This window comes from Agreia sp., assembly GCF_964263775.1.
GTDB lineage: Bacteria > Actinomycetota > Actinomycetes > Actinomycetales > Microbacteriaceae > Agreia.
This window is the reverse complement of sequence record NZ_CAXVWM010000021.1, coordinates 43,297-65,454: the sequence shown is the minus strand read 5'-3', so window position 1 is coordinate 65,454 and position 22,158 is coordinate 43,297. Positions and strand designations below refer to the sequence as shown.

Sequence of the window (22,158 nt, the reverse complement as noted above, 5' to 3'; positions counted from 1 at the left end):
CTTGGTCTCGATGATCGGGAGACCGGTCATCGATCCGGCACCCAGCTCGTCGGAGAGCTTGGCGCAACGTTCGAGCAGACGCGAGTGCAGGTAGAAGACGTCACCCGGGTATGCCTCACGTCCCGGCGGACGACGAAGGAGCAGCGACACCGCACGGTAGGCCTCGGCCTGCTTGGACAGGTCGTCGAAGATGATGAGAACGTGCTTGCCGCCGTACATCCAGTGCTGGCCGATGGCCGAGCCGGTGTACGGAGCGAGGTACTTGAAGCCGGCCGGGTCAGAGGCGGGAGACGCGACGATCGTCGTGTACTCGAGCGCTCCGGCGTCTTCGAGGGCGCCCTTCACCGAGGCGATGGTCGAGCCCTTCTGGCCGATGGCGACGTAGATGCAGCGAACCTGCTTGTTGACGTCGCCGGAGTCCCAGTTGGCCTTCTGGTTGATGATCGTGTCGATGGCGATGGCCGTCTTGCCGGTCTGGCGGTCGCCGATGATCAGCTGTCGCTGGCCGCGGCCGACAGGGATCATGGCGTCGATCGCCTTGATGCCGGTCTGCATCGGCTCGTGCACGCTCTTGCGCTGCATCACGCCGGGCGCCTGGAGCTCGAGAGCCCGGCGACCCTCGGAGGCGATCTCGCCGAGGCCATCGATCGGGTTGCCCAGCGGGTCGACCACGCGGCCCTGGTAGGCGTCGCCGACGGGAACCGAGAGCACCTCGCCCGTGCGCTGCACCTCCATGCCCTCGACGATGCCCGAGAACTCGCCCAGGATGATGACACCCACCTCGTCTTCGTCAAGGTTTTGGGCCAGGCCCAGCGTGCCATCGGCGAAGCGGATCAATTCGTTGGCCATGACGCCGGGAAGACCCTCGACATGCGCGATGCCGTCGCCGGCGTCGGTCACGTAGCCGACCTCCGTCTTAGTCGCCTTGCCGGGCTCGTAGGACTTCACGAAGTCCTGAAGAGCACCACGGATCTCGTCGGGGCTGATCGATAGTTCTGCCATCGTTTTTCCTTTTTCTGCCGAAGGATTCGCTCCGGCGTGTAGCAAGCCAGCCGGGAGAGGCTAGCCAGCGAGCTGAAGTCTCAAATCATTGATGCGGGCGGAGACGCTGCCGTCGATGACATCATCTCCCACCTGGATGCGAAGACCGCCGATGAGGGCGGGATCGATCTGCTGGTTCACCGACAGGGCGCGTCCGTACAGCGACGACAGCCCCCTCTCGAGGCGCTCCAGCTGCGCGGGAGCGATGGGCGCCGCGCTGGTGACCGTGGCGATCGACTTGCCTGACTGGTCGGCGACGATGTTGGCCGCCACCCTCAGGAGTTCACCGATTCGACGACCGCGGGGCTGCGCGACGAGCTGCCGCACGATCGCGAGGCTCTGCGGAGACGCCTTGCCCTCGAGCAATGCATCGACCAGCTTCAATTTCGCATCGACGGCGCCGAGCTTCGAACCGAGCGCGAGCTCGAGTTCATCGCTCGTCGAGACTGCTTCGCCGAAACGGGCGAGCTCGGCCTCGATCGACTCGGCGCTCGTGGCCGAATCGGCCAGAACTCGAAAGCCGAGTTCCTCTATCGCCTGGAGCAGGTCGTCGTGGGATGACCAGCGGCTCGACGCGACGTCGCTCAGGATGCGAACGGCCTCGGCGTCGAGTTTCGAGCCGAAGAGCTCGGCCACGACCCCGGATTTCGACGCTTGGTCAGCGGACGGGTCTGCGAGAAGCGACAGGAGTGCCGACGATTCACCGATGACCCGGCCTGCGGAGAGCAGTTGCTCACCCGTGGCGAGCGTGGCGGAACCGCCCTGCCCTGACAGCCTGGCTCGCACGCCCGCGATGGCTTCTCTGGTCGCTGATCCCATGTTCTTACTTGTTTCCGGCGGTCGGGGCGGCTGCCTCAGACGCGTCGAGGTCTGCAAGGAAACGGTCGACGATGCCGGCTGCCTTCGCGTCGTCCTTCACGGACTCTCCGATGACACCCGAAGCCAGGTCGAGAGCAAGACTGCCCACCTCAGCGCGCAGCGACACGACGGCCGCTTGACGCTCGGCTTCGATCTGGCTCGTCGCCTGCGCCTGAATGCGGCCGGCGTCGACCTGCGCCTGCTCCTTGATCTCGGCGGAGATCTTCAGAGCGTCGGCTCGCGCTTGCTCGCGGATCTTGCCGGCTTCGGCGCGACCCTCGGCGAGCTGTGCCGTGTACTGCTCGAGAGCTGCTTCGGCCTGCGCCTGGGCGGCGTCGGCTTTAGCGATGTTGCCCTCGATCGCGGCGGACCGCTCGTCGAGCATCGTCTTGACCCGGGGAAGCACCATCCGCCAGAAGAAGAACAGGATGACGGCGAAGCAGAGCAGCGACCAGACGATGTCGTAGGTCTCTGGAATGAGCGGATTCGTCGGCTCTTCGGTGCCCTCTGCGGCAGCTAGAACTGCGTGAAGCATTCCAGCCTCCTATCTCTTGAGCGAAGCGGGATCAGACGAAGATGAAGTAGGTAGCGATACCGATGAAAGCAAGTGCCTCGGTGAAGGCGATACCGATGTACATCAGAACCTGCAGGCGGCCTGCGAGCTCGGGCTGGCGGGCGACGCCCTCGATGGTCTTTCCGACGACGATGCCGACACCGATGGCCGGGCCGATGGCCGCGAGACCATAACCGACCGTCGCGATGTTTCCGTTGATCTCGGCGAGAACGGTTGTTGCGTCCACGTGTGTTTCCTTCCGTGATGGCGAATGAGGCGGCTGCCTAATTCGTTTAGTGTTCCTCAGCCAGCGCGAGCTGGGTGTAGACAGCGGTGAGCAGGGTGAAGACATAGGCCTGGAGCAGGGCGACGAGAATCTCGAACAGCGTGAACACGAAGCCGAAGGCGAGCGTTCCGACTCCGAACAGCGTGAACCAGCCGCTCGCGGTGAAGAAGAAGAACCAGGTTGCGCCGAAGAACAGCACGAGCAACAGGTGCCCGACGACCATGTTCATGAGCAGTCGCAGGGTCAGCGTGACCGGACGCAGAATGAACGTCGAGAGGAACTCGATCGGCGTCACGATGATGTAGAGGAACGGAGGAACTCCGGGCGGAAAGAGAGCGTTCTTGAAGAATGCCCCGGGGTGCTTCTTGATTCCGGCGTAGATGAAGGTGACGTAGGCGACGACCGCGAGTACCAGGGGCACACCGATGACCGACGTTCCCGCGAGGTTCAGGAACGGCACGACGCCCGTGAGGTTCATGGCGAGGACCATGAAGAAGATCGTGGTCAGGATCGGGAGGAAGCGCCGACCGTCTTTCTTTCCCAACAGGTCTTCGGCGATGTTGACCCGCACGAAGTCCAAGGCCATCTCGGCGATGCTCTGGCCCCGCGTCGGAACGAGCTTCATCTTGCGGGTGGCGAGCCAGAAGAGGATCAGGATCGCCGCGACGGCGATGAAGCGGATGAGGATGACCCGGTTGATCTCGAAAGGCGTTCCGGAAAAGAAGAGAACCTCGGGGAAGAATTCCTCGATGGACGGACCGTGGAATTCACCATCATCGGCGGCCAACGGCACAAGCAAGTTCAGGGCGTTAGCTAACAGCGCTGTCTCCTGGTTCGGGGCGTGGAGCGAAGCTCTCGCGACGACGAATGATGGGGGGTGCTGCCTACGGGTGAGAACCCGAGTGGGGCAGCGGAACGATCTTCATCAACCCTATCAAGAGTTAGGGCCACCTGACCAATCGAGAAGCGCTCTCACCGCACCGAATCGGGCGGGCACTCATGGATTCTTACGCACCGGGCAGGGTGACGTCGCTGACATAGCCCATTCGGGATGTGGCGACGACGACGACGTCGACGATGAGAGATCCGAGCACGCCCGCGATGATGCAGATGAACATGACGACGGGGTTGATCCAGTCTGCATCCCTCAAGAGGAATACAAGCACCAGAAAGATGGCGAACTTGACGATCCACGCACCCATCACGACGGCGAAGAAGATGGCGGTGAAGAACTCGGTGCCCGAGAATCGATTGGCCACGAGGATCGAAAAAGCTGTGAGACCCGTGAACAGGATGGCCATGGCCGTGCCCACGAGTGCGCTGACGAGACCACGTTCCCCATCGACGACAAACCCGGCCGCTCCCCCGATGACGGCAATCGCGAGGGCGAGAATCGCCCCCAGCTTGAGGATGCGCACGAAGACGGGCCGTGCCGAGGAACCGGCGACGGCGGGTGTGGCGCGGGGGGCGGGAGTCGACACGTTAGGCGCCTTTCGTTTCTGCGGGGGGCGACAGTGCACCGGATGCCGCGTCGAGCGGATCGAGCGACGCCGCGATCGGCGCCTCCGGGCTTTCGGGCTCAGTTGACTGCGCCGTGGCCTCGACGACCTTGCGGCGGCTGAGGGGAGCAAGGGTGACGACCGTGCAGACGATCAGGCCGACGAGCAGAAAGACCACGGCATAGCCCGACGGCACGAGGAAGAAGAGAAGGCAGCCGACCGAGACCACGGCGGTCCACGCGTAGAAGATGAGAACAGCGTGGAAGTGCGAGTGCCCCATGTCGAGGAGGCGGTGGTGCAGGTGCTTGCGATCGGCGCTGAAGGGACTCTTGCCGGCGCGGAGCCGACGGAAGACCGCGAGTCCGAAGTCGAGTAGCGGAAGAACGAGGATGGCGAACGGCAGCAGAATAGGGATGAAGGCCGGGAGCAGCTCACGGCGACCCAGGGTGGCGGGATCGATGACCCCGGTCACGGCAATGGCGCTCGTCGCCATCAGCAATCCCACCAGCATCGCGCCCGCGTCGCCCATGAACAGCTTCGCGGGGTGCCAGTTGAGCGGCAGGAATCCGGCGCAGGCACCGATGAGGATGGCGGAGATCAGAGCGGCCAGGTTGAAATAGTCGGTGGCCGAACCCTCTTGGATGAGCAGAAATGTATAGAGGAAGAACACCCCGTTGGCGATGAGGCACACACCGGCGACGAGGCCGTCGAGACCGTCGATGAAGTTGATGGCGTTCATCACGAGCACGACGGCGAACAGGCTGATGATGAGCGACATCACGCCGGAGCCGACGGCGAGGGTTCCCGCGATCGGAAGCGAGACGATGGCGACGCCCTGCCAGACGAGCAGCCACGACGCCAGAATCTGGGCGGCGAGCTTGATGGTCCAGTCGAGATCGATGAGGTCGTCGATGACACCGATCACCACGATGATCAGCGCGGCCCCCAAGATAGCGAAGACCGGCCCGGGATTGACGAACACCAGACGAAAGCCGTCTACCTGGGAGGCGACCGCGAACGCGACCACCATTCCGATGAACATGGCGATGCCGCCGAGGCGCGGTGTCGGCCGTGTGTGCACATCACGTTCGCGGATCTTCGGATAGAGCCTGAAGCGGTGACTCAACTTGTACACGACGAGCGCCAGCCCGAAGGTGACGACGGCCGAGATGGCGGCTACGAGAAGGTAGATCCGCACCGATCAGCCATCCAGTCGGTCGCCCGGCGCGGCGAGGACATCACCCAGGACCGCGCGCAGCTGCTCTTCGGAGACGGCTCCGTGGCGAACGATGCGAAGAGAACCGTCGGTGCCGAACGAACTCGCGTCGACGATCGTGGAGGTGACCGAGTCGGTCGCGCCGCCGTCGAGATAGACCTCGACGCTGTCACCGAGACTCTCGAGGGCGACGGATGCCGTCGTCGCCGCAGGCTCGCCCGTGAGGTTCTCCGACGACACGGCCAGAGGTCCGACCTCGGTGAGCAGTTCGAGAGCGATCGGATCGGACGGCTGGCGCAGGGCAACCGTGCCGCGCGTCTCGCCGAGGTCCCAGGCGAGCGACGACCGGGCGGGAACGATGATCGTGAGGCCGCCGGGCCAGAACGCGTCGACGAGATTGCGCACGGGCTCGCTTACCGTCTCGGCGAGAGCGTCGAGGGTCGCGACGCCGGGAACCAGGACGGGCGGCGGCGAACTGCGAGTGCGCCCCTTGGCATCGAGCAGGGCCTGGATGGCGACCGGGTTGAACGCATCGGCGGCGATGCCGTACACGGTATCGGTGGGAATGACGACGAGGGCGCCGCGGCCGATTGCAGAGCGGGCGAGACGCATTCCCGTCAGGAGCTCGGACGGAACCGAGCAGTCGTAGAGGGCAGCCATGTCGACCCCAATGATAGCCGCAGAGTCTGCGAGGGTCAGACAGGCGGGTTGGCGGGTCAGACCCGGATGTGGGCCGGAAGCATCCGTCTCAGCAGCCTTCTGGCCGGCTCTTCGATGAATCGCCACAGAATCCACGCGCTTGCCCACGCGGCGGCCGCCGTTCCGATGCCGACCACGAGCAGCAGCGAGCCGGACTCCGCGTTCAGAAAGGATGCGGCGGCGAGTCCTGCCCCGATCACGAGCGGATGCACGAGGTAGAACGCGAAGGAGGCGCGTCCTGCCACGAGGAACGGCCTCGTCGCGAGAACGCGAGACAGGGGATCCCTCGGACAGATCGCGAGGAATGCGATCAGGAGCACGAAGAAGGGAAGAACGACGATCGATTCGGCAGGAGCGATCATGTCGATGCCGTGGCGAAACTCCTGCTGCCCGGCGCGCATGAAGGGCTGCGGGTCGTTGTAGGCCACGGCCAGCAACACGGCGACGACGGCGACGGCGGACAGCGTCGCCAAGGGCAACCGCTCGAACGGTCGGAGAGTCTGCGGGTTCGCCTGCGTGCCGAGATACCGGGACAGTACAAGCGACAGAACGGCGCCGATCCAGAACTCGCCGAGAACGCGGATCGGCAGGACACCGGCCGCCGTCACGTAGCTGTCGTTGGCGAAGAGGAAGATCGTGTCGTCTTGCATGCTGGCCCCCACGATGACCACGGGGAGCATGAGCAGCACGATGACCGTGATCATGACACGCCGGGATGCGACGGCCGCGAACCGTGCGAGGGCGACGACTCCGACGGCGAATGTCAGATACGCCATCCATTCCGCGCTGACAGACCAGTCCACCCCGTTCCAGTCGAGCGGAGCCGGAAACCACCCGTTCAGCAGGGTGAGGTGCATGATCAGCCGACCTGGATCCGCCTGCGCGAGGAACGCGGGATCGCCCGACGACAGGGCCTGGAAGAGGAAGTACGCACCGAACAGCATGAGGACGAAGGCCGTGAGCGGCCAGACGCGGGCCAGCCGAAGCCAGAGGAATCCCACTGCGGTGCGCCAGCCGAAACTCGTCGTCATCGTCGAGAGATGGGTGTAGGTCAAGATGAATCCGCTGAGGATGAAGAACAGATCGACGCCGAGGTAGCCGGCTGAGGCGACGTGCACCACGAGCTGCGTGACCGGACCAGGCCCGAGTGCGTCGACGATCTCCGTGCGGAAATGGCGCAGAAATACCCAGAACGCGGCCAACGCACGGATGCCGGTCAGTGCGCCGATCAGCGGCGCTCGACGGAGTATCGATTCGCTCGCGGCCTCGAGCCTCGACATCGCGTGTGGGAGGGCCGAGCCCTACCGGGTGACCTTGCCGCGACCGAAAAGCAGCCAGAGGATGGATCCGAGGACAGAGAGCAGAAGCACCACGATGAACCAGACAAGCTTGCCGCCAAAACCGTGGTTCGGGTTGCGGACAATGGAGATCACCGTTGCCACGAAGATGACGAACAGCAGGATGCTTCCGATGGTTGCGCTGATCGGTTCCATGATTTCACTCCTGGTCGTCGTGGGGCCACGCTGTTCGAGCGTCGCCGCCCAAGCTTAGCGGCGCTCTCAGCGCAGAGCGGTCGTCGCCCTGTCGCGCCCGGTGAGGTCGCGGTGAGTGGCTGTGGCATGCCAGCCGTCGGCATCCAGCAGTCGCCTGATTTCGCTGCCCTGCAGCTCGCCGTGCTCGATCACGAGCACGCCACCCGAGTGCAGCAGCCGGAGGCCGGTGCGAGAGACGTCTCTGATCACGTCGAGACCGTCCTCTCCCCCGTAGAGGGCATACTCCGGATCGAAGAGACGCACTTCGGGGTCGCGGGGAATGGCGCGAGCCGGAATGTACGGCGGATTCGACACGACCACCGACACGATGCCGTCGAGTTCGGGAACGGCATCGACCAGGTCGATGAACACGAGGCGCGCGTTCTCTGCGTCAATGCGTCGGAAGTTCTGTTTCGTCCACACGAATGCCGCAGAACTGTTCTCGACGGCGACCACCTGGGCGTGCGGAACCTCGGTGGCGAGGGACAGGGCGATCGCGCCGCTTCCCGTTCCGAGGTCAACCGCGATCGGGCCGTCTTCGCGACGCGGATCGATGACGATCGAACGCAGCGAATCGATGGCGAGACCGGCCACGAACTCGGTCTCGGGCCGCGGCACGAAGACTCCAGGACCCACCTCGAGTTCGAGGTTGCGGAACCAGGCTACGCCCGTGATGTGTTGGAGCGGCTCGCGGGCCGCGCGGCGCTCGATCGCCTCGGTGATGGCGACGGCATCCTCGACGCCCAGCTTCTTGTCTGTGATCGTCATGGCCTGCACCTGGCCGCGGCTCACGCCGAGCACGAAGCCGACGAGCAACTCGGCGTCGACCTGCGGGTCGGCGATGCCACTCTTCGCCAGAACGGCGACGCCATGCTCGAGAAGGGTTCTGACCGTCGGCGGCATGGAGGTTGCCGTCTGTTCACCGACCATCGTGGTCATTATTCGGCCGCTCCCCCGAGCTCCTGCAGGCGCGCCTCTTCGTCAGCGGCGATACACGACTCGATGACGGGCTCGAGGGCTCCATTCATGACACCGTCGAGGTTGTACGCCTTGTACCCCGTGCGGTGGTCGGCGATCCGGTTCTCGGGAAAGTTGTAGGTTCGGATCCGCTCGGAGCGGTCCATCGTTCGGATCTGGCTCTTACGAACGACGGATGCGGCGGCGTCGATCTCCTCTTGCTGGCGCGCGAGTACCCGGGCGCGCAGCACCCGCATGCCCGCCTCGCGGTTCTGCAGCTGGCTCTTCTCGTTCTGCATCGCCACGACTATGCCGGTCGGAAGGTGGGTTATGCGCACGGCGGAGTCTGTCGTGTTGACGGATTGGCCGCCGGGGCCCGAGGAACGATAGACATCGATCTTCAGGTCGTTGGCGCTGATCTCGACCTCTTCGGGCTCATCGACCTCAGGAAACACGAGCACGCCGGCCGCAGACGTGTGGATTCGCCCCTGTGACTCGGTGGCGGGAACACGCTGCACACGGTGCACGCCGCCCTCGTATTTGAGGTGGGCCCAGACTCCCTGCGCCGGATCGGTCGACGAGCCCTTGATGGCGAGCTGCACGTCTTTGATGCCCCCCAGGTCGCTCGAGGTCTGCTCGATGATCTCGGTCTTCCATTTCTTGCTCTCGGCATAGTGCAGGTACATGCGCAACAGATCCGCGGCGAACAGCGCCGATTCGGCACCGCCCTCGCCCATCTTGATCTCCATGATGACGTCACGGCCGTCGTTCGGGTCGCGCGGAATCAGGAGACGACGCAGCCGTTCCTCGGCGACCGCGAGGTCGTCGGTGATTCCGGGAACCTCTTCGGCGAAGGATGCATCCTCGGCGGCCATCTCCTGGGCCGCCGCGAGGTCGCTCTCGAGCTGCTGCCACTGGCGGTAGGCCGCGATGATGCGACTGAGTTCCGCGTAGCGACGATTGACCTTCTTCGACCGGGCCGGATCCGAATGCAGCGCCGGATCGGCGAGCTGCTCCTGCAACTCGTCATGCTCGGTCAGCAGTGTCTCGACTGACTCGAACATGTCCTACTTCTCCAGGTCGCGTCCGTTGTGACCCGCGGGAGCCGGCATCGTCTTCTGCACCTGCATGAGGAACTCGACATTCGACGAGGTCTCTTTCAGGCGGCCGAGAACGATCTCGAGCGCCTGCTGCTGGTCGACACCGGCGAGGGCGCGTCGCAGCTTCCACGTGATCTTCGTCTCGTCGACGCCCATGAGCAGCTCTTCGCGACGTGTTCCCGACGCGTTGACGTCGACGGCCGGGAAGATGCGCTTGTCGGCCAGCTGACGCGAGAGCCGCAACTCCATGTTGCCGGTGCCCTTGAATTCCTCGAAGATCACCTCGTCCATCTTCGAGCCGGTCTCGACGAGTGCCGAGGCCAGAATGGTGAGCGATCCGCCGTTCTCGATGTTGCGGGCGGCACCGAAGAAACGCTTCGGCGGGTAGAGCGCGGATGCGTCGACGCCGCCGGAGAGGATCCGGCCCGACGCCGGGGAGGCCAGGTTGTAGGCCCGGCCGAGTCGCGTGATCGAGTCGAGGAGGACGACGACGTCGTGCCCGAGTTCGACCAGGCGTTTGGCGCGCTCGATGGCCAGTTCGGCGACGGTGGTGTGGTCTTCGGCCGGCCGGTCGAACGTCGAGGCGATGACCTCGCCCTTGACCGTTCGCTGCATGTCGGTGACCTCTTCGGGACGCTCATCGACGAGTACGACCATGAGGTGGACCTCGGGGTTGTTCGTCGAGATCGCGTTGGCGATCTGCTGCATCACGATGGTCTTGCCGGCCTTGGGCGGCGCGACGATGAGCCCGCGCTGGCCCTTGCCGATGGGCGCGACCAGGTCGATGATGCGCTGCGTCAGCTTGCCGGGCTCGGTCTCGAGGCGCAGGCGCTCCTGCGGGTACAGGGGGGTGAGCTTGTTGAATTCGACACGCGTGGCGGCCTCCTCGATCGGAAGCCCGTTGATCGATTCGATCTTGACGATCGCGTTGTACTTCTGCCGGCCGTTGCCGTCGCCTTCGCGAGGCTGGCGGATCGATCCGACGACAGCGTCGCCCTTGCGCAGGTTGTACTTCTTGACCTGGCCCAGCGAGACGTAGACGTCGTTGTTGCCGGGCAGGTAGCCGCTCGTGCGCACGAACGCGTAGTTGTCGAGGATGTCGAGGATTCCGGCCACCGGAATCAGAACGTCGTCTTCGCTGACCTCGGGCTCGAGTTCGTCGTTACCGGTCTGCCCGCGTCGCTTGCGATCGCGGTAGCGGTTGCGCGCGCTGCGGTCGTTACGGCCGTCGTCGTCGAGCGCCGGTCCGTTCGAGTCGCTGCGCTCGTTCGTGGCGCGTTCGTTTTGGCTACGTTCGTTCTGGGCGCGGTCGTTCTGGCCGCGGTCGTTCTGGCCGCGACCGTTCTGGCTACGACCGTTCTGACCGTTCTCGTTCTGGCCGCGCGCGGCGCCCGCACGATCGGTCGACGGACGCTCCGCGACCTGGGCGCTGTCTGCGGGCTGTTCCTGGGTGTTCTGCTTGTCTTGATTGCCGCCGCGGTCACGATTGCGGTTGCGGTTGCGGCCTTGACGACCGCCCTGCTCGCGGGGCTGCTCGGAGCGCGACTCTTCGGTCTCGGAGCCCTGGCTGTCTTCGGTGACGACGGCACCCGAGGCGCGGACGTCTTTGTCTGCTGCGCGTCCGCGGGTGACGGGCGGCAGGAGCGCGGAGAGTTCTTCGCTCTTGGCATTAACATGCGACACGGCGGGGGTGCGGGTCTCGAGTTCGACAGCGCCGGCGCCGTCGACGGATTTGGCGCGGCGAGGGGCGCGCTTGCGCGGAGCCGAGGTGTCGACCTGCGGCGACTCGACCTGAACGAACTCGTCGACAGGGGCGATATCTGCGAGCGGTGCGGCAACGAAGGCGTCGTCGGCGACGGCTTCAGCACGAGCGTTCTCGGGGAGGTCGGCCGTCGTCGGCAGCTGTTCGGATGCGGGAGCCGGCTGATCGGCCGAAGGCGCGGGTGCCTCGTCGACGTTGTTCGCCGGGGCAGCGGAATCGCCTGCCTGGTGATCGGTGATCGCCTGGACGAGTTCGCCCTTGCGGAGCCGAGCTGCGCCGGTGATGCCGAGGGCGTTGGCGAGCGCTAACAGCTCAGCGACTTTGAGGCCGGCGAGGTCTGTGCGGTTTTCCGCGCCGGGGGCGCGGAGATTGACGTCAGTCACGTGTGTGGGGTTCCTTCCACTGCTGACCGCTCTTAGCCTGCCGCCGGGGCGGTGCTAAGTGTTCGGTTCTATGCAGGCGGTTCTAAACAGAGAGCTGTCCGAGTACGAGGCGTATGGGCGCGAGGTGCTGAGCCAGTACGCGAATGTCGCGGGGGCAGCGATGAATGTGAGACTGCTACCGGGTACGAGCTTGGATCAAGCCGCTTCAACCGGATGCGTGACCACTGTAGCACCTTTGAAGTCGACAGCCAGAACGAGGGATCTCCACGGCGTGGCCGACTCGGACTCGACCAGTTCGACCGCGGCAAGACGCTGGGCAGGATCGCTGCACAACACCAGGATGCTCGGCCCGGCCCCGGACACGACCGCCGGAAAGCCCTGCTCGCGCAGGAGACCGATCAGACGGGATGTGTCGGGCATGGCCTCGGCGCGATAGTTCTGATGCAACCGGTCTTCGGTCGCGGCGAGAAGCAGCTCGGGGCTCTGGATCAGGGCCGCGATCAGGAGCGTGGATCGCGAGACGTTGAAGATGGCATCTGCGTGCGGCACGGATTCGGGCTGGAGGCTCCGCGCGAGGGCCGTCGACATCGTGGCCTGCGGCACGAGCACCAGCGGCGAGACGCCCCGGTGAACGATCAGCTTCTTGAACTGCGGGCCCTCAGCCGTGACCCACGCGATCGTGAGACCCCCGAAGAGGCAGGGCGCCACGTTGTCGGGGTGCCCCTCCATCTCGGTGGCCAGCGCGAGCAGGCCCAGGGCATCGATCTCGACGATTCCCTCGAGCAGCCCCTGTGCCGCCATGATTCCCGACACGATGGCCGCGCCCGACGAGCCGAGGCCCCGGCCGTGGGGAATGACGTTGTGAGCAACCAGATCGAGCCCGGGCATTGGCTGGTCATAGGCCGCGAACGCGTGGGCGATGGCTCGAACGACCAGGTTGGACTCGTCGGTGGGCACTTCGCCCGCACCGATGCCGGTGACCTGCACGGTCGCTCCGGGGTGGTCTCTGACAGTGACCGTCAACTCGTCGTAGAGCGCCAGCGCCAGGCCGAGGGTGTCGAATCCGGGGCCGAGGTTCGCCGTGGTGGCCGGAACCTTGACCGTGACCGAACGCCCCGCAAGGCTCACGAGCCGGCTTTCGACAGACCGAGCACGCCGGCGATCTCGTCGGTGTCCACGGCCACCGACGTGGGCGTCACGTCGGATCCGTCGGCGGTCTTGAGCGCCCACTGCGGGTCTTTGAGACCGTGGCCCGTGACCGTGAGCACCACGACGGCGCCCTTGCCGATCACTCCAGCGTCGGCGCGTTCGAGGAGGCCTGCGACGCTGATCGCCGAAGCGGGCTCGACGAAGATTCCGACCTCAGACGAGAGAATGCGGTACGCCTCGAGGATCCTGTCGTCGTCGATTGCGCCGAAGTAGCCGTCGTTGGCCTCGCGGGCCGCGAGTGCAAGCTCCCACGACGCCGGATTTCCGATGCGGATGGCGGATGCGATCGTCTCGGGATTGCGAACGATCTCGCCGCGCACGATCGGCGCGCTGCCCGACGCCTGGAACCCGAACATGCGGGGAAGTTTGGTTGTCTCGCCACGCACGAGTTCTTCGGAGTATCCGCGCGAGTACGCCGTGTAGTTGCCCGCGTTGCCGACCGGAACGATGTGGAAGTCGGGAGCGTCGCCCAGCACCTCGACGACCTCGAAGGCCGCGGTCTTCTGGCCCTCGATGCGGTCGGGGTTCACCGAGTTCACGAGGTGCACGGGGTAGTTCGCCGCGAGGTCGCGCGCGATGTCGAGGCAGTCGTCGAAGTTGCCGCGAACCTGCAGCAGCTCGGCGTTGTGGGCGATGGCCTGACTGAGCTTGCCGAGGGCGATCTTGCCCTCGGGGACCAGCACTGCTGCCGTGATGCCGGCGTGGGTGGCGTAGGCCGCCGCAGATGCCGAGGTGTTGCCCGTGGATGCGCAGATGACGGCCTTCGCGCCATGCTCGACCGCCTTGGAGATGGCCATGGTCATGCCGCGGTCTTTGAACGAGCCAGTGGGGTTCATGCCCTCGAACTTGACATAGACCTGGGCGCCGGTGCGAGCAGACAGCGCGGGCGCCGGGATGAGGGGCGTTCCGCCCTCGCCGAGCGTCACGATGGGAGTCGCCTCCGAGATGTCGAGACGGTCCGCGTACTCGTGCAGCACTCCGCGCCACTGGCGGGATGCTCGTGTAGTGCTCACGGGATTATGCTCCTTCAACTCTCAGGACGGATTCGACCCGCACGACGACCTGCTGGTCGGCGATGGCCGCCACCGTGCGCGACAGTGCGCGCTCGCTGGCCAAGTGCGTGACAATGACAAGGGTAGCGGTGCCGGAGGGACCCGGCGTTCCGGCCGCCACGGCATCCGTCTTGCCCGAATCGGACTCGACCGACGCGATCGACTGCTGCACTGCTTCGACCGATACGCCGTGCTCGCTGAACAGCGAGGCGATGCGCGCAAGCACGCCCGGCGCATCCGACACCTCGAGCGTGATCTGGTAGCGGGTGCTCACGCTGTCGATCGGCAGGATCGTGAGGTTCGCGTGCGTCGTCTCTGCGACACCGGGGCCTCCGGCCACGTGGCGCCGAGCCGCCGAGACGACGTCGCCGAGTACCGCGGATGCCGTCTCGAGGCCCCCCGCCCCCGCGCCGTAGAACATCAGGTCGCCCGCGGCCTCGGCCTCGACGAACACGGCATTCTTGCCCCCGTGAACGGCAGCGAGCGGATGCTGCCGCGAGATCAGGGCGGGATACACGCGGGCCGAGACACCCTCGACGCCCGATTCGGGGTCGGTGAGTCGCTCGCAGATCGCCAGCAGCTTGACCACGTAGCCGGCCTTCTGGGCCTGGCTCACCTGGGCCGCGGTGACCTGGGTGATGCCCTCGCGGTGCACCGCCTCGACGGGCACGTCGGTATGGAACGCGAGCCGGGCGAGGATCGCGGCCTTCTGAGCCGCGTCGTAGCCCTCGATGTCGGCGGTCGGATCGGCCTCGGCATAGCCGAGCTCGGTGGCCACGGCCAGCGCGTTCTCGAACGTGTCGCCCTCGACGTCCATCTTGTCGAGGATGAAGTTCGTCGTGCCGTTCACGATGCCGAGGATGCGCTCGACCCTGTCGCCGGCAAGGCTCTCGCGCAGCGGACGGATGATGGGGATCGCTCCGGCGACGGCGGCCTCATAGTAGACCTGCGCGCCGACCTGCTCGGCGGCGGCCTGCAGTTCGGGCCCGTGGGCGGCGAGCAGCGCCTTGTTTCCGGTGACCACATCGGCGCCGGAGTTGAGTGCGTGCAGGATGTAGCTTCGGGCGGGCTCGATGCCGCCCATCAGCTCGATCACGATGTCGGCCGACTCGATCAGGCCCATCGCATCCGTCGTCAACAGGGCGGGGTCTATGGGAGCCGAGCGGGGAGCATCCACGTCGCGTACGGCGATGCCGACCAGGTCGAGTCCGGCGCCGACCCGCGCCGCGAGTTCGTCGTGGTGCTCTGTGAGCAGGGTCGCCACCTGGGCACCGACGGAACCGGCTCCCAGCAGGGCGACTCGGAGGTTGCGGTACGCGATCATGATGCTCCAGGTTCGGTCGAGGCGACACCGGTGTCGCGCGCGAGAAGGTCGTGTTCGGTCTCGCCGCGAATGAGGAGTGTCGCCTCACCGTCGGCCACGGCCACGACGGGCGGTCGACCGACGAGGTTGTAGTTGCTCGCCAACGCCCAGCAGTACGCCCCGGTCGCGGGAACGGCCAGCAGGTCGCCCGGGGCCACGTCGGCCGGGAGGTAGTCGGCGTAGACGACGATGTCTCCCGACTCGCAGTGCTTGCCGGCGATGCGCACCAGGGCGGCGTCGGCATCGGACGCGCGACCCGCGATGCGCACGGAATAGTCGGCCCCGTAGAGGGCCGGGCGCGCGTTGTCACTCATGCCGCCGTCGACGCTCACGTAGCGACGTGCTGCGGTCGCATCCGACGTCTCGCCGGGCAGGGTCACGTCGACGTCTTTTATCGTGCCGACGCTGTAGAGGGTCACTCCCGCACCCCCGACGATCGAACGCCCGGGTTCGAACGCGACAACCGGAAGCGGGATGTCGAGCGCCCGGCATTCCGCCTCGACGATATCGGCGATGCGCGCGGCCAGTTCGGCGATGGGGGTCGGATCGTCGGCGGTCGTGTAGGCGATGCCGAACCCTCCCCCGAGATTCAGTTCGGACACGGGTCCTGCTTCGAGCAGCCTCGAGTGCACCGCCAGGAGTCGAGACGCCGACTCCGCGAAGCCGTCGGCGCCGAAGATCTGCGATCCGATGTGACAGTGCAGCCCGAGAAACGCAAGGCTCGGTCGGGCGCGAATCGTGCGCACGGCCGCCTCGGCACGAGCGAGGGGAAAGCCGAACTTCTGGTCTTCGTGGGCGGTGGCGAGAAAGTCGTGCGTGTGGGCGTGCACGCCGCTGTTCACTCGCAGTCTGACGGACTGAACCCTACCGAGGCGCGCCGCAGCATCCGCCACACGGTCGATCTCGATCTCGCTGTCGATCACGATCGTGCCGACACCGGCCGCCACGGCGCGCTCGATCTCGGCGATCGATTTGTTGTTGCCGTGCATGCCGATGCGGGATGCGTCGACCCCGGCTGCCAGGGCGACGGCGAGTTCGCCGCCGGTGCACACATCGACGCCGAGTCCCTCGTCGCTGACCCACCGCGCGACCGCCGTGCTCAAAAACGCCTTGCCCGCGTAGTAGACCTTGGCCCGCGTTCCGATTCGCTCGAACTCAGACGAGAAGGCCGCCAGCGTGTCGCGGGCGCGTGAGCGGAGATGCTCCTCGTCGACCACATAGAGGGGGGTCCCGTACTGGCCGGCGAGGTCGGTGGCCAGAACTCCCCCGATGGAGAGCACACCGTGCTTGTCGCGGTGGGCGCTGGAAGGCCAGACGACCGGAGACAGCTCATTGGCGTCGACCGGCACGGACAGCCAGTCGGGCGCGAGGGGACTTGCGACGGAGGTCATGGAGGATCCTGGAGATCGATCGTCCCGGCACGGGACCACTGGTCGGGTGGGGGCGAGCGAACCCGGATTGGTTCCTGAAGCCGTCTGCACGCCCGCAGGCGGGCGACAGCAGAATACTACTGGATGTGCGCCGCGAGGCCCGCGGAGGAGTGCAGCCGTGCGAGCACCCCGCACTCCAGTGCGAGCCAGACGTCGCCCGACGGGGCCACCGCGATCGCGACGGGGGCGCCACGATCATCGGGGACGGCGATGATCGTGATGCGCCCCGAGCCGTCGAGATGACCGAGCTCGCCGACGTCCTCCATGAGAAACCAGCAGCCGTCTCTTCGATCAGCCGCGACGCGCGTGGGCCGCGCCGATCCGCCCGCCGGCACGAACTCCGTGACGGCCCCACCGCGACTCACGCGCCCGACCAGGTGACGAGCGGGATCGGCGAACCACAGGCATCCGTCGCCACCGACACCGACATCCGCCGGGGCGGCACGAGGGTCGTCGAAACGCACGAGGCCGGGCAGCGAATCCCCACCGCGAGCACGGGCGACGGCGCCCTCGCCGGGAAGGGCGAACCACACCGACGAGCCGTCGGAGGCGATGGACACCGGGGCTCCCCTGGGCACGCCCGTGTCGAACTCGGCGACGCGACCCAGAATGTCGACGTGCCCGACGGCATCCGCGAACTCTTCGACGAACCAGGCGCTGCCGTCGTCGAGCCCGACGATGCCGGCCGGCCCGGAATGCGGGGTGGGGACGACGGCCGACCAGACGATTCCGGAGGCATCGATCCGGAGCACGCGGTCGGACCCGCGATCGGTGACCCAGACCGAGTCCCGCGTGGCAGCCGCCACGGAGTGGGGCTCAGCCGCGGCCCCGAGTTCGTGTCGAATCTGCTCGCCGTCGGGCGTCAGCCGCACGACGGTGCCGGCGGAGCCCACAACGCACCAGATGGCACCGTCGGCGGTGACGGCGAGTGCCCGAGCGGCCCCGGCGGATTCGGGCACGTCGTACAAGGTGAACGGAGATGCCATCACGGGCACGTTCCCACGGAACGCAGGCTCGCCTCGTCGAGGGTGAAATCGGATGCGTCGAGCGTCACGGTCGCGGATCCCGGCACCACGGACACATGGTGCAGTTGGACGCCCGACGGCAGGTAGCTCGCGACGCAGAGGGGGATCGACTCGTCGAGGACGGCATTCAATGCATCGGACGCGTCGAGTACCGTCGTCCCCGCGGTGAGGGTTGCCGTCTGGGGCGAGAGCACCACCGAGTCGGCCGTGACCGAGACCGCGGCGGTCACCGAGTAATCGAGGCTGAGCCCCAGGAACGAGATCGATCCGTCGTAGCCGATGGCCTGGTTCTCGAGCGCCAGGCTCGCCGCTCCCGGAACCTCGACGACGCTGTTCACGGCGTCTTCACTGAGGGTCAGCTCGGCCGACAGCGCGTCGACGGGCTTTGCGAAGTCGGTGGGAACGCCGGTGGCCACGACGCGGGCATCGACCGGAATACCGTCGACCATGAGGTCGGGCGCGTCGAGCGTCACGCGATCGAAAGTGCCCGACAGGTACTGCTGCAGAAACGAGAACCCGCTGATCTTCACGTCGACGTCACCCCGCACGGTGTCGGGAAGGCTCGACGTGATCTCTGCAGTCGCCCGGTTCTCGGCGTACGCTCGCAACGCCACATCTGCGACCACGACGAGCACCGCGACGACGACTGCGACGATCACGGCGATGACGACGCCGCTGCTGCGTCGGCGCTGTCGCGGCTGCCTCTCGATCACGCTCGTCGACTCTCCCACGATGACTTTCTACATCCGTTCCGGGGCGGAGACGCCGAGCAGATCGAGTCCGTTGCGGATGACCTGGCCCGCCGCGTCGTTGAGCCACAGCCGGGTGCGGTGGAGGTCGCTGATCGGCTCGTCACCGAGCGGAAGCACACGGGCCTGCGAGTACCAGCGGTGATAATGGCCTGCGACCTCCTCGAGATAGCGGGCGATGCGATGCGGCTCGCGCAGTTCGGCCGACTTCTGCACGATCCGCGGAAACTCCTGCAGCGAACCGAGCAGCTCGGTCTCGGCCTCGTGCGAGAGCAATGAGGGGTCGAAGACCGACCGTTCGACGCCGGCGGTCGCAGCATTTCGTGCAACCGAACGGGTGCGCGAGTGCGCGTACTGCACATAGAACACCGGATTGTCGTTGGTCTTCGACCGCAGAACGTCGCCGTCGAGCGAGAGCGGCGAATCGGCGGGATACCGTGCGAGCGAATACCTCAGTGCGTCGGCCCCGACCCACACGAGCAGGTCGTCGAGCTCGATGATGTTGCCGGCCCGCTTCGAGAGCTTTGCGCCATTGAGGTTGACCAGCTGGCCGATGAGCACCGAGATGCTCACGTCGGGGTCGTCGCCCGCGGCTGCAGCCAAGGCCTTGAGCCGGCCCACGTAACCGTGGTGGTCGGCGCCCAGGAGGTAGATCTTCTCGGTGAAGCCGCGATCTTTCTTGCTGAGGTAGTAGGCGGCGTCGGCCGCGAAATACGTGACGACGCCGTTGCCGCGCGTGAGCACCCGATCTTTGTCGTCGCCGAAATCGGTGGTGCGCACCCACAGGGCGTCGTCGGCCTCGAAGACATGTCCCTGGGCTCGCAGCCTGTCGGCCGCGTCGTCGATGAGGCTCCGGCCTGTCTCGGGATCGATCTCGTGCAGCGTGCGCTCCGAGAAGAACACGTCGAAGTGCACGTGGAAACGCTCGAGCGAGTCCTTGATCTCTTCGAGCTGCTGGAGATACCCGAGGTCTCGGGCGAGGCCGACGGCCTCGTCTCGCGGAAGATCGAGCAGCTGAGGGGCCTTCTCGAGCACGTGCGTGGCGAGCTCGCCGATATAGGCGCCGGGATATCCGCCGTCGGGTGTCGGCTCGCCCTGGGCCGCGGCAAGGATCGACAGGCCGAAGTTGTCCATCTGGTTGCCGGCGTCGTTGATGTAGTACTCGGTCGCGACCTCGGCCCCGGATGCCGTGAGCACGCGGGCGATCGCGTCGCCGAGTGCCGCCCAGCGCGTGTGGCCGAGGTGCAGCGGACCCGTCGGATTCGCCGATACGAACTCCATGTTGACCGAGTGGCCGGCGAGCGAGTCGTTGCGGCCGTACGTGTCGCCCGCCTCGACGATCTGGCGGGCGATCTGGGCTGCCGCGGCCGTGTCGAGCGTGATGTTGATGAAGCCGGGACCTGCGACATCCACCGACGCGACGCCGGGAATCGCCTCGATCTCGGGCGTGATCTCGGCCGCGAACGCGCGGGGGTTCGTGCCGAGGCGGCCGGCGAACTTCATGGCCACGTTGGAGGCCCAGTCGCCATGGTCTCGGTTTCTCGGGCGCTCGAGTGCGAGGTCGGCACGCGTGATGTGCGCGTCGGGAACGCTCTCGCCGTCGGCACGGCGCAGCTCGAAGCGAGCGGCCACGATGTCGAAGAGGGCACGGGAGAGCTGTTCGGGAGTCACGAGCGTCGATCTTACCGTTCGGCCCGCTTGCGCCGGTCTGCCCCGGTGCGGCGCGGGATCAGCGCAACTGCACCAGCTGGGTGATGTCGTCGGCCGGCAGCTGGTCGACCGTCGCCGTCACTTCGAGCTCCGTGAGCGTCAGGAGTCCGTCGTGATTGGTGAGAAACGCGGTGTCGGCTGCGTCGCGACCCGTGGAGATTCGCACCAGGCTCTGTCGGGGGGCCAGCGCCGTCGCATCCACGATATGCCAGGCGTCGTCGATGAACGCCTCTGCCACCGCGTGGAAGTCCATGGGATCGAGGCCTGGCGCGTAGACAGCGACGAGCCGCGCCGGAACATCCAGCGCGCGAAGCAGCGCCACGACGAGGTGCGCGTAGTCGCGGCACACGCCCTGCCGCGCCAGAAGGGTACGCACGGCTCCGTCGGTGGGCAGGCTGGAGCCGGGAACGTAGCTCAACTTGTCGCCGACCCACGAGCTGACACCGTCGAGCAATGCCCTGCCCGTCAACCCCGCGAACTCGGACACCGCCGTCGGCAGCAGGATGTCGGATTCGCAGTAGCGGCTGGGCTTGAGATACGTGATGCGGTCGATCGCGGTGATCGCGGCGGGCGCCGCCTCGCCCGTGACCGTCGCCCAGTAGTCCATCGTGAGCACTCCCGCACCGACGGTGAACTGGTGGAGGCGCGTGCCATGCAGATCGCTGATCTCGACCGGCGTCATGGTGCTGGCGCCGTAACGAAAGTCGATGGTCTCGACCTCGCGGGTGATCCCCTCCGCAACGGAGGCGGCGAACACCATCGTGACGGGACTGTCGATCCGGACTGCGATGTGGGCGGAGACCGAGCGCTTCATGAGATGCATCATGTCACCCGAATGTTTCGGGATGATGTTGCGCGTGCTGCCGCTCTGCGCTCGCGATCGAGCGCCCGACCGCGTGTCGCTTCTGGTAGGTTTTCTCACGTACGCCCTCGTAGCTCAGCGGAAGAGCGCTTCCCTCCGAAGGAATAGGTCGCTGGTTCAAATCCAGTCGAGGGCACAGCTGATCGGTCGAGGGGATTGCACCGGCATGAGAATTCTCTTCGCGGCACTTCGGGCGTGCGTCGCCCTGGCCATCATCGCCGCCATCGTCGGCCAGCTGGTCACGAGCGTCGGCTACTGGTCGGGCAAGGGCGTCACGAACGTCGGCAGCAATATCGTCAACTTCTTCAGCTTCTTCACGATCCAGTCGAACATCGTGGCTGCAGTCGTGTTGCTCCTCGGTTCGTACTTCCTCGTGTCCCGCAGCGATTCCGATCCGCAGTGGTTCCAGACCCTGCGAGCCGCGGCCGTCACCTACATGGTCGTGACCGGAATCGTCTACAACCTCCTGCTGCGCGGCATCGAGCTGCCCCAGGGCGCGACGCTGGGCTGGTCGAACGAGGTGCTGCACGCGGTCGCTCCTGCCTACCTGCTTCTCGACTGGCTTTTCTCTCCCGGCCGCGAACCACTCGGTGCCGCGCGCATCACGGGCATCCTCGTCTATCCCATCGTGTGGGTCGTCTACACACTCGTGCGCGGACCGTCCGTCATCGATCAGGTCTTCGGCACCGACTACTGGTACCCCTACCCGTTCCTCAACCCGAACACGTCGGCCGAGGGGTATTTCTCGGTCGCGTTCTACGTGGTGCTGATCGCCGCCGTCATCGGCCTGACCGCCGCAGCGGTGCTGTGGATCTCGCGCCGTCGACGCGGCGCGACGCGGGAGACTCGACAGGCCTAGAACGTTCACGGCC

The 22,158-nt window shown here is 66.2% G+C and carries 22 protein-coding genes and 1 tRNA gene; 2 read left to right on the top strand and 21 right to left on the bottom strand.

Features of this window, described 5'->3' with window-relative positions:
* From atpA to ACE5CZ_RS02350, 21 genes are all read right to left on the bottom strand, one after another.
* Positions 1-1,002, bottom strand: a 1,002-nt coding sequence (gene atpA / locus ACE5CZ_RS02450; RefSeq protein ID WP_374945772.1) for a F0F1 ATP synthase subunit alpha, incomplete at its 3' end; no start/stop codon positions are given.
* A gap of 60 nt (positions 1,003-1,062) precedes the next feature.
* The gene (locus ACE5CZ_RS02445; protein WP_374945771.1) at positions 1,063-1,860 is read right to left on the bottom strand and encodes a F0F1 ATP synthase subunit delta; all 798 of its coding nucleotides are present in this window, start codon (positions 1,858-1,860) and stop codon (positions 1,063-1,065) included.
* 4 nt (positions 1,861-1,864) lie between these two features.
* Positions 1,865-2,434, bottom strand: coding sequence for a F0F1 ATP synthase subunit B (locus ACE5CZ_RS02440; protein WP_374945770.1), 570 nt, complete (start codon positions 2,432-2,434; stop codon positions 1,865-1,867).
* 31 nt (positions 2,435-2,465) lie between these two features.
* A complete protein-coding gene (atpE, locus tag ACE5CZ_RS02435; RefSeq protein ID WP_035837596.1) occupies positions 2,466-2,699 on the bottom strand; it encodes an ATP synthase F0 subunit C in 234 nt (77 codons plus the stop codon).
* 46 nt (positions 2,700-2,745) lie between these two features.
* Complete coding sequence (gene atpB, locus ACE5CZ_RS02430) at positions 2,746-3,543, bottom strand: F0F1 ATP synthase subunit A (protein WP_374945775.1); 798 nt, start codon at positions 3,541-3,543, stop codon at positions 2,746-2,748.
* Positions 3,544-3,745: 202 nt separating this feature from the next.
* A complete protein-coding gene (locus ACE5CZ_RS02425; RefSeq protein ID WP_374945769.1) occupies positions 3,746-4,219 on the bottom strand; it encodes a hypothetical protein in 474 nt (157 codons plus the stop codon).
* A 1-nt stretch (position 4,220) separates the two neighbouring features.
* Positions 4,221-5,435, bottom strand: a complete 1,215-nt coding sequence (locus ACE5CZ_RS02420; RefSeq protein ID WP_374945768.1) for an MraY family glycosyltransferase — start codon at positions 5,433-5,435, stop codon at positions 4,221-4,223.
* Between the two features lie 3 nt (positions 5,436-5,438).
* Positions 5,439-6,113: an L-threonylcarbamoyladenylate synthase gene (locus ACE5CZ_RS02415; protein ID WP_374945767.1), complete on the bottom strand. Its 675-nt coding sequence runs from the start codon at positions 6,111-6,113 to the stop codon at positions 5,439-5,441.
* 56 nt (positions 6,114-6,169) lie between these two features.
* A complete protein-coding gene (locus ACE5CZ_RS02410) occupies positions 6,170-7,432 on the bottom strand; it encodes an acyltransferase family protein (protein WP_374945766.1) in 1,263 nt (420 codons plus the stop codon).
* Positions 7,433-7,453: 21 nt separating this feature from the next.
* Positions 7,454-7,645: a PLDc N-terminal domain-containing protein gene (locus ACE5CZ_RS02405; protein ID WP_374945765.1), complete on the bottom strand. Its 192-nt coding sequence runs from the start codon at positions 7,643-7,645 to the stop codon at positions 7,454-7,456.
* A gap of 66 nt (positions 7,646-7,711) precedes the next feature.
* A complete protein-coding gene (gene prmC, locus ACE5CZ_RS02400) occupies positions 7,712-8,614 on the bottom strand; it encodes a peptide chain release factor N(5)-glutamine methyltransferase (protein ID WP_374945764.1) in 903 nt (300 codons plus the stop codon).
* An 8-nt stretch (positions 8,615-8,622) separates the two neighbouring features.
* Positions 8,623-9,705, bottom strand: a complete 1,083-nt coding sequence (gene prfA, locus ACE5CZ_RS02395; RefSeq protein WP_374945763.1) for a peptide chain release factor 1 — start codon at positions 9,703-9,705, stop codon at positions 8,623-8,625.
* Positions 9,706-9,708: 3 nt separating this feature from the next.
* Positions 9,709-11,886 carry a transcription termination factor Rho gene (gene rho, locus ACE5CZ_RS02390; RefSeq protein WP_374945762.1) on the bottom strand — a complete coding sequence of 726 codons (2,178 nt, stop codon included), beginning with the start codon at positions 11,884-11,886 and terminating at the stop codon, positions 9,709-9,711.
* A gap of 195 nt (positions 11,887-12,081) precedes the next feature.
* A complete protein-coding gene (gene thrB, locus ACE5CZ_RS02385) occupies positions 12,082-13,014 on the bottom strand; it encodes a homoserine kinase (protein WP_374945761.1) in 933 nt (310 codons plus the stop codon).
* A complete protein-coding gene (gene thrC, locus ACE5CZ_RS02380; protein WP_374945760.1) occupies positions 13,011-14,108 on the bottom strand; it encodes a threonine synthase in 1,098 nt (365 codons plus the stop codon). Before thrC ends, thrB begins: the two co-directional genes overlap by 4 nt.
* Before the next feature lie 4 nt (positions 14,109-14,112).
* Entirely contained in the window at positions 14,113-15,471 is a 1,359-nt protein-coding gene (locus ACE5CZ_RS02375) for a homoserine dehydrogenase (protein WP_374945759.1), read from the bottom strand.
* Entirely contained in the window at positions 15,468-16,901 is a 1,434-nt protein-coding gene (gene lysA / locus ACE5CZ_RS02370) for a diaminopimelate decarboxylase (RefSeq protein ID WP_374945758.1), read from the bottom strand. Before lysA ends, ACE5CZ_RS02375 begins: the two co-directional genes overlap by 4 nt.
* Positions 16,902-17,017: 116 nt before the next feature.
* Entirely contained in the window at positions 17,018-17,926 is a 909-nt protein-coding gene (locus tag ACE5CZ_RS02365; protein ID WP_374945757.1) for a hypothetical protein, read from the bottom strand.
* Positions 17,926-18,696, bottom strand: coding sequence for a DUF2993 domain-containing protein (locus ACE5CZ_RS02360; RefSeq protein WP_374945756.1), 771 nt, complete (start codon positions 18,694-18,696; stop codon positions 17,926-17,928). Before ACE5CZ_RS02360 ends, ACE5CZ_RS02365 begins: the two co-directional genes overlap by 1 nt.
* A gap of 9 nt (positions 18,697-18,705) precedes the next feature.
* Complete coding sequence (locus ACE5CZ_RS02355; protein ID WP_374945755.1) at positions 18,706-20,385, bottom strand: arginine--tRNA ligase; 1,680 nt, start codon at positions 20,383-20,385, stop codon at positions 18,706-18,708.
* A 58-nt stretch (positions 20,386-20,443) separates the two neighbouring features.
* A complete protein-coding gene (locus ACE5CZ_RS02350) occupies positions 20,444-21,238 on the bottom strand; it encodes a transglutaminase family protein (RefSeq protein WP_374945754.1) in 795 nt (264 codons plus the stop codon).
* Positions 21,239-21,350: 112 nt separating this feature from the next.
* On the opposite strand from ACE5CZ_RS02350, the gene ACE5CZ_RS02345 reads away from it, so the two are divergent.
* Both ACE5CZ_RS02345 and ACE5CZ_RS02340 read left to right on the top strand, forming a co-directional pair.
* A tRNA-Arg gene (locus ACE5CZ_RS02345) sits at positions 21,351-21,422 on the top strand.
* 30 nt (positions 21,423-21,452) lie between these two features.
* Complete coding sequence (locus ACE5CZ_RS02340) at positions 21,453-22,145, top strand: Pr6Pr family membrane protein (protein ID WP_374945753.1); 693 nt, start codon at positions 21,453-21,455, stop codon at positions 22,143-22,145.
* Positions 22,146-22,158: the final 13 nt, after the last annotated feature.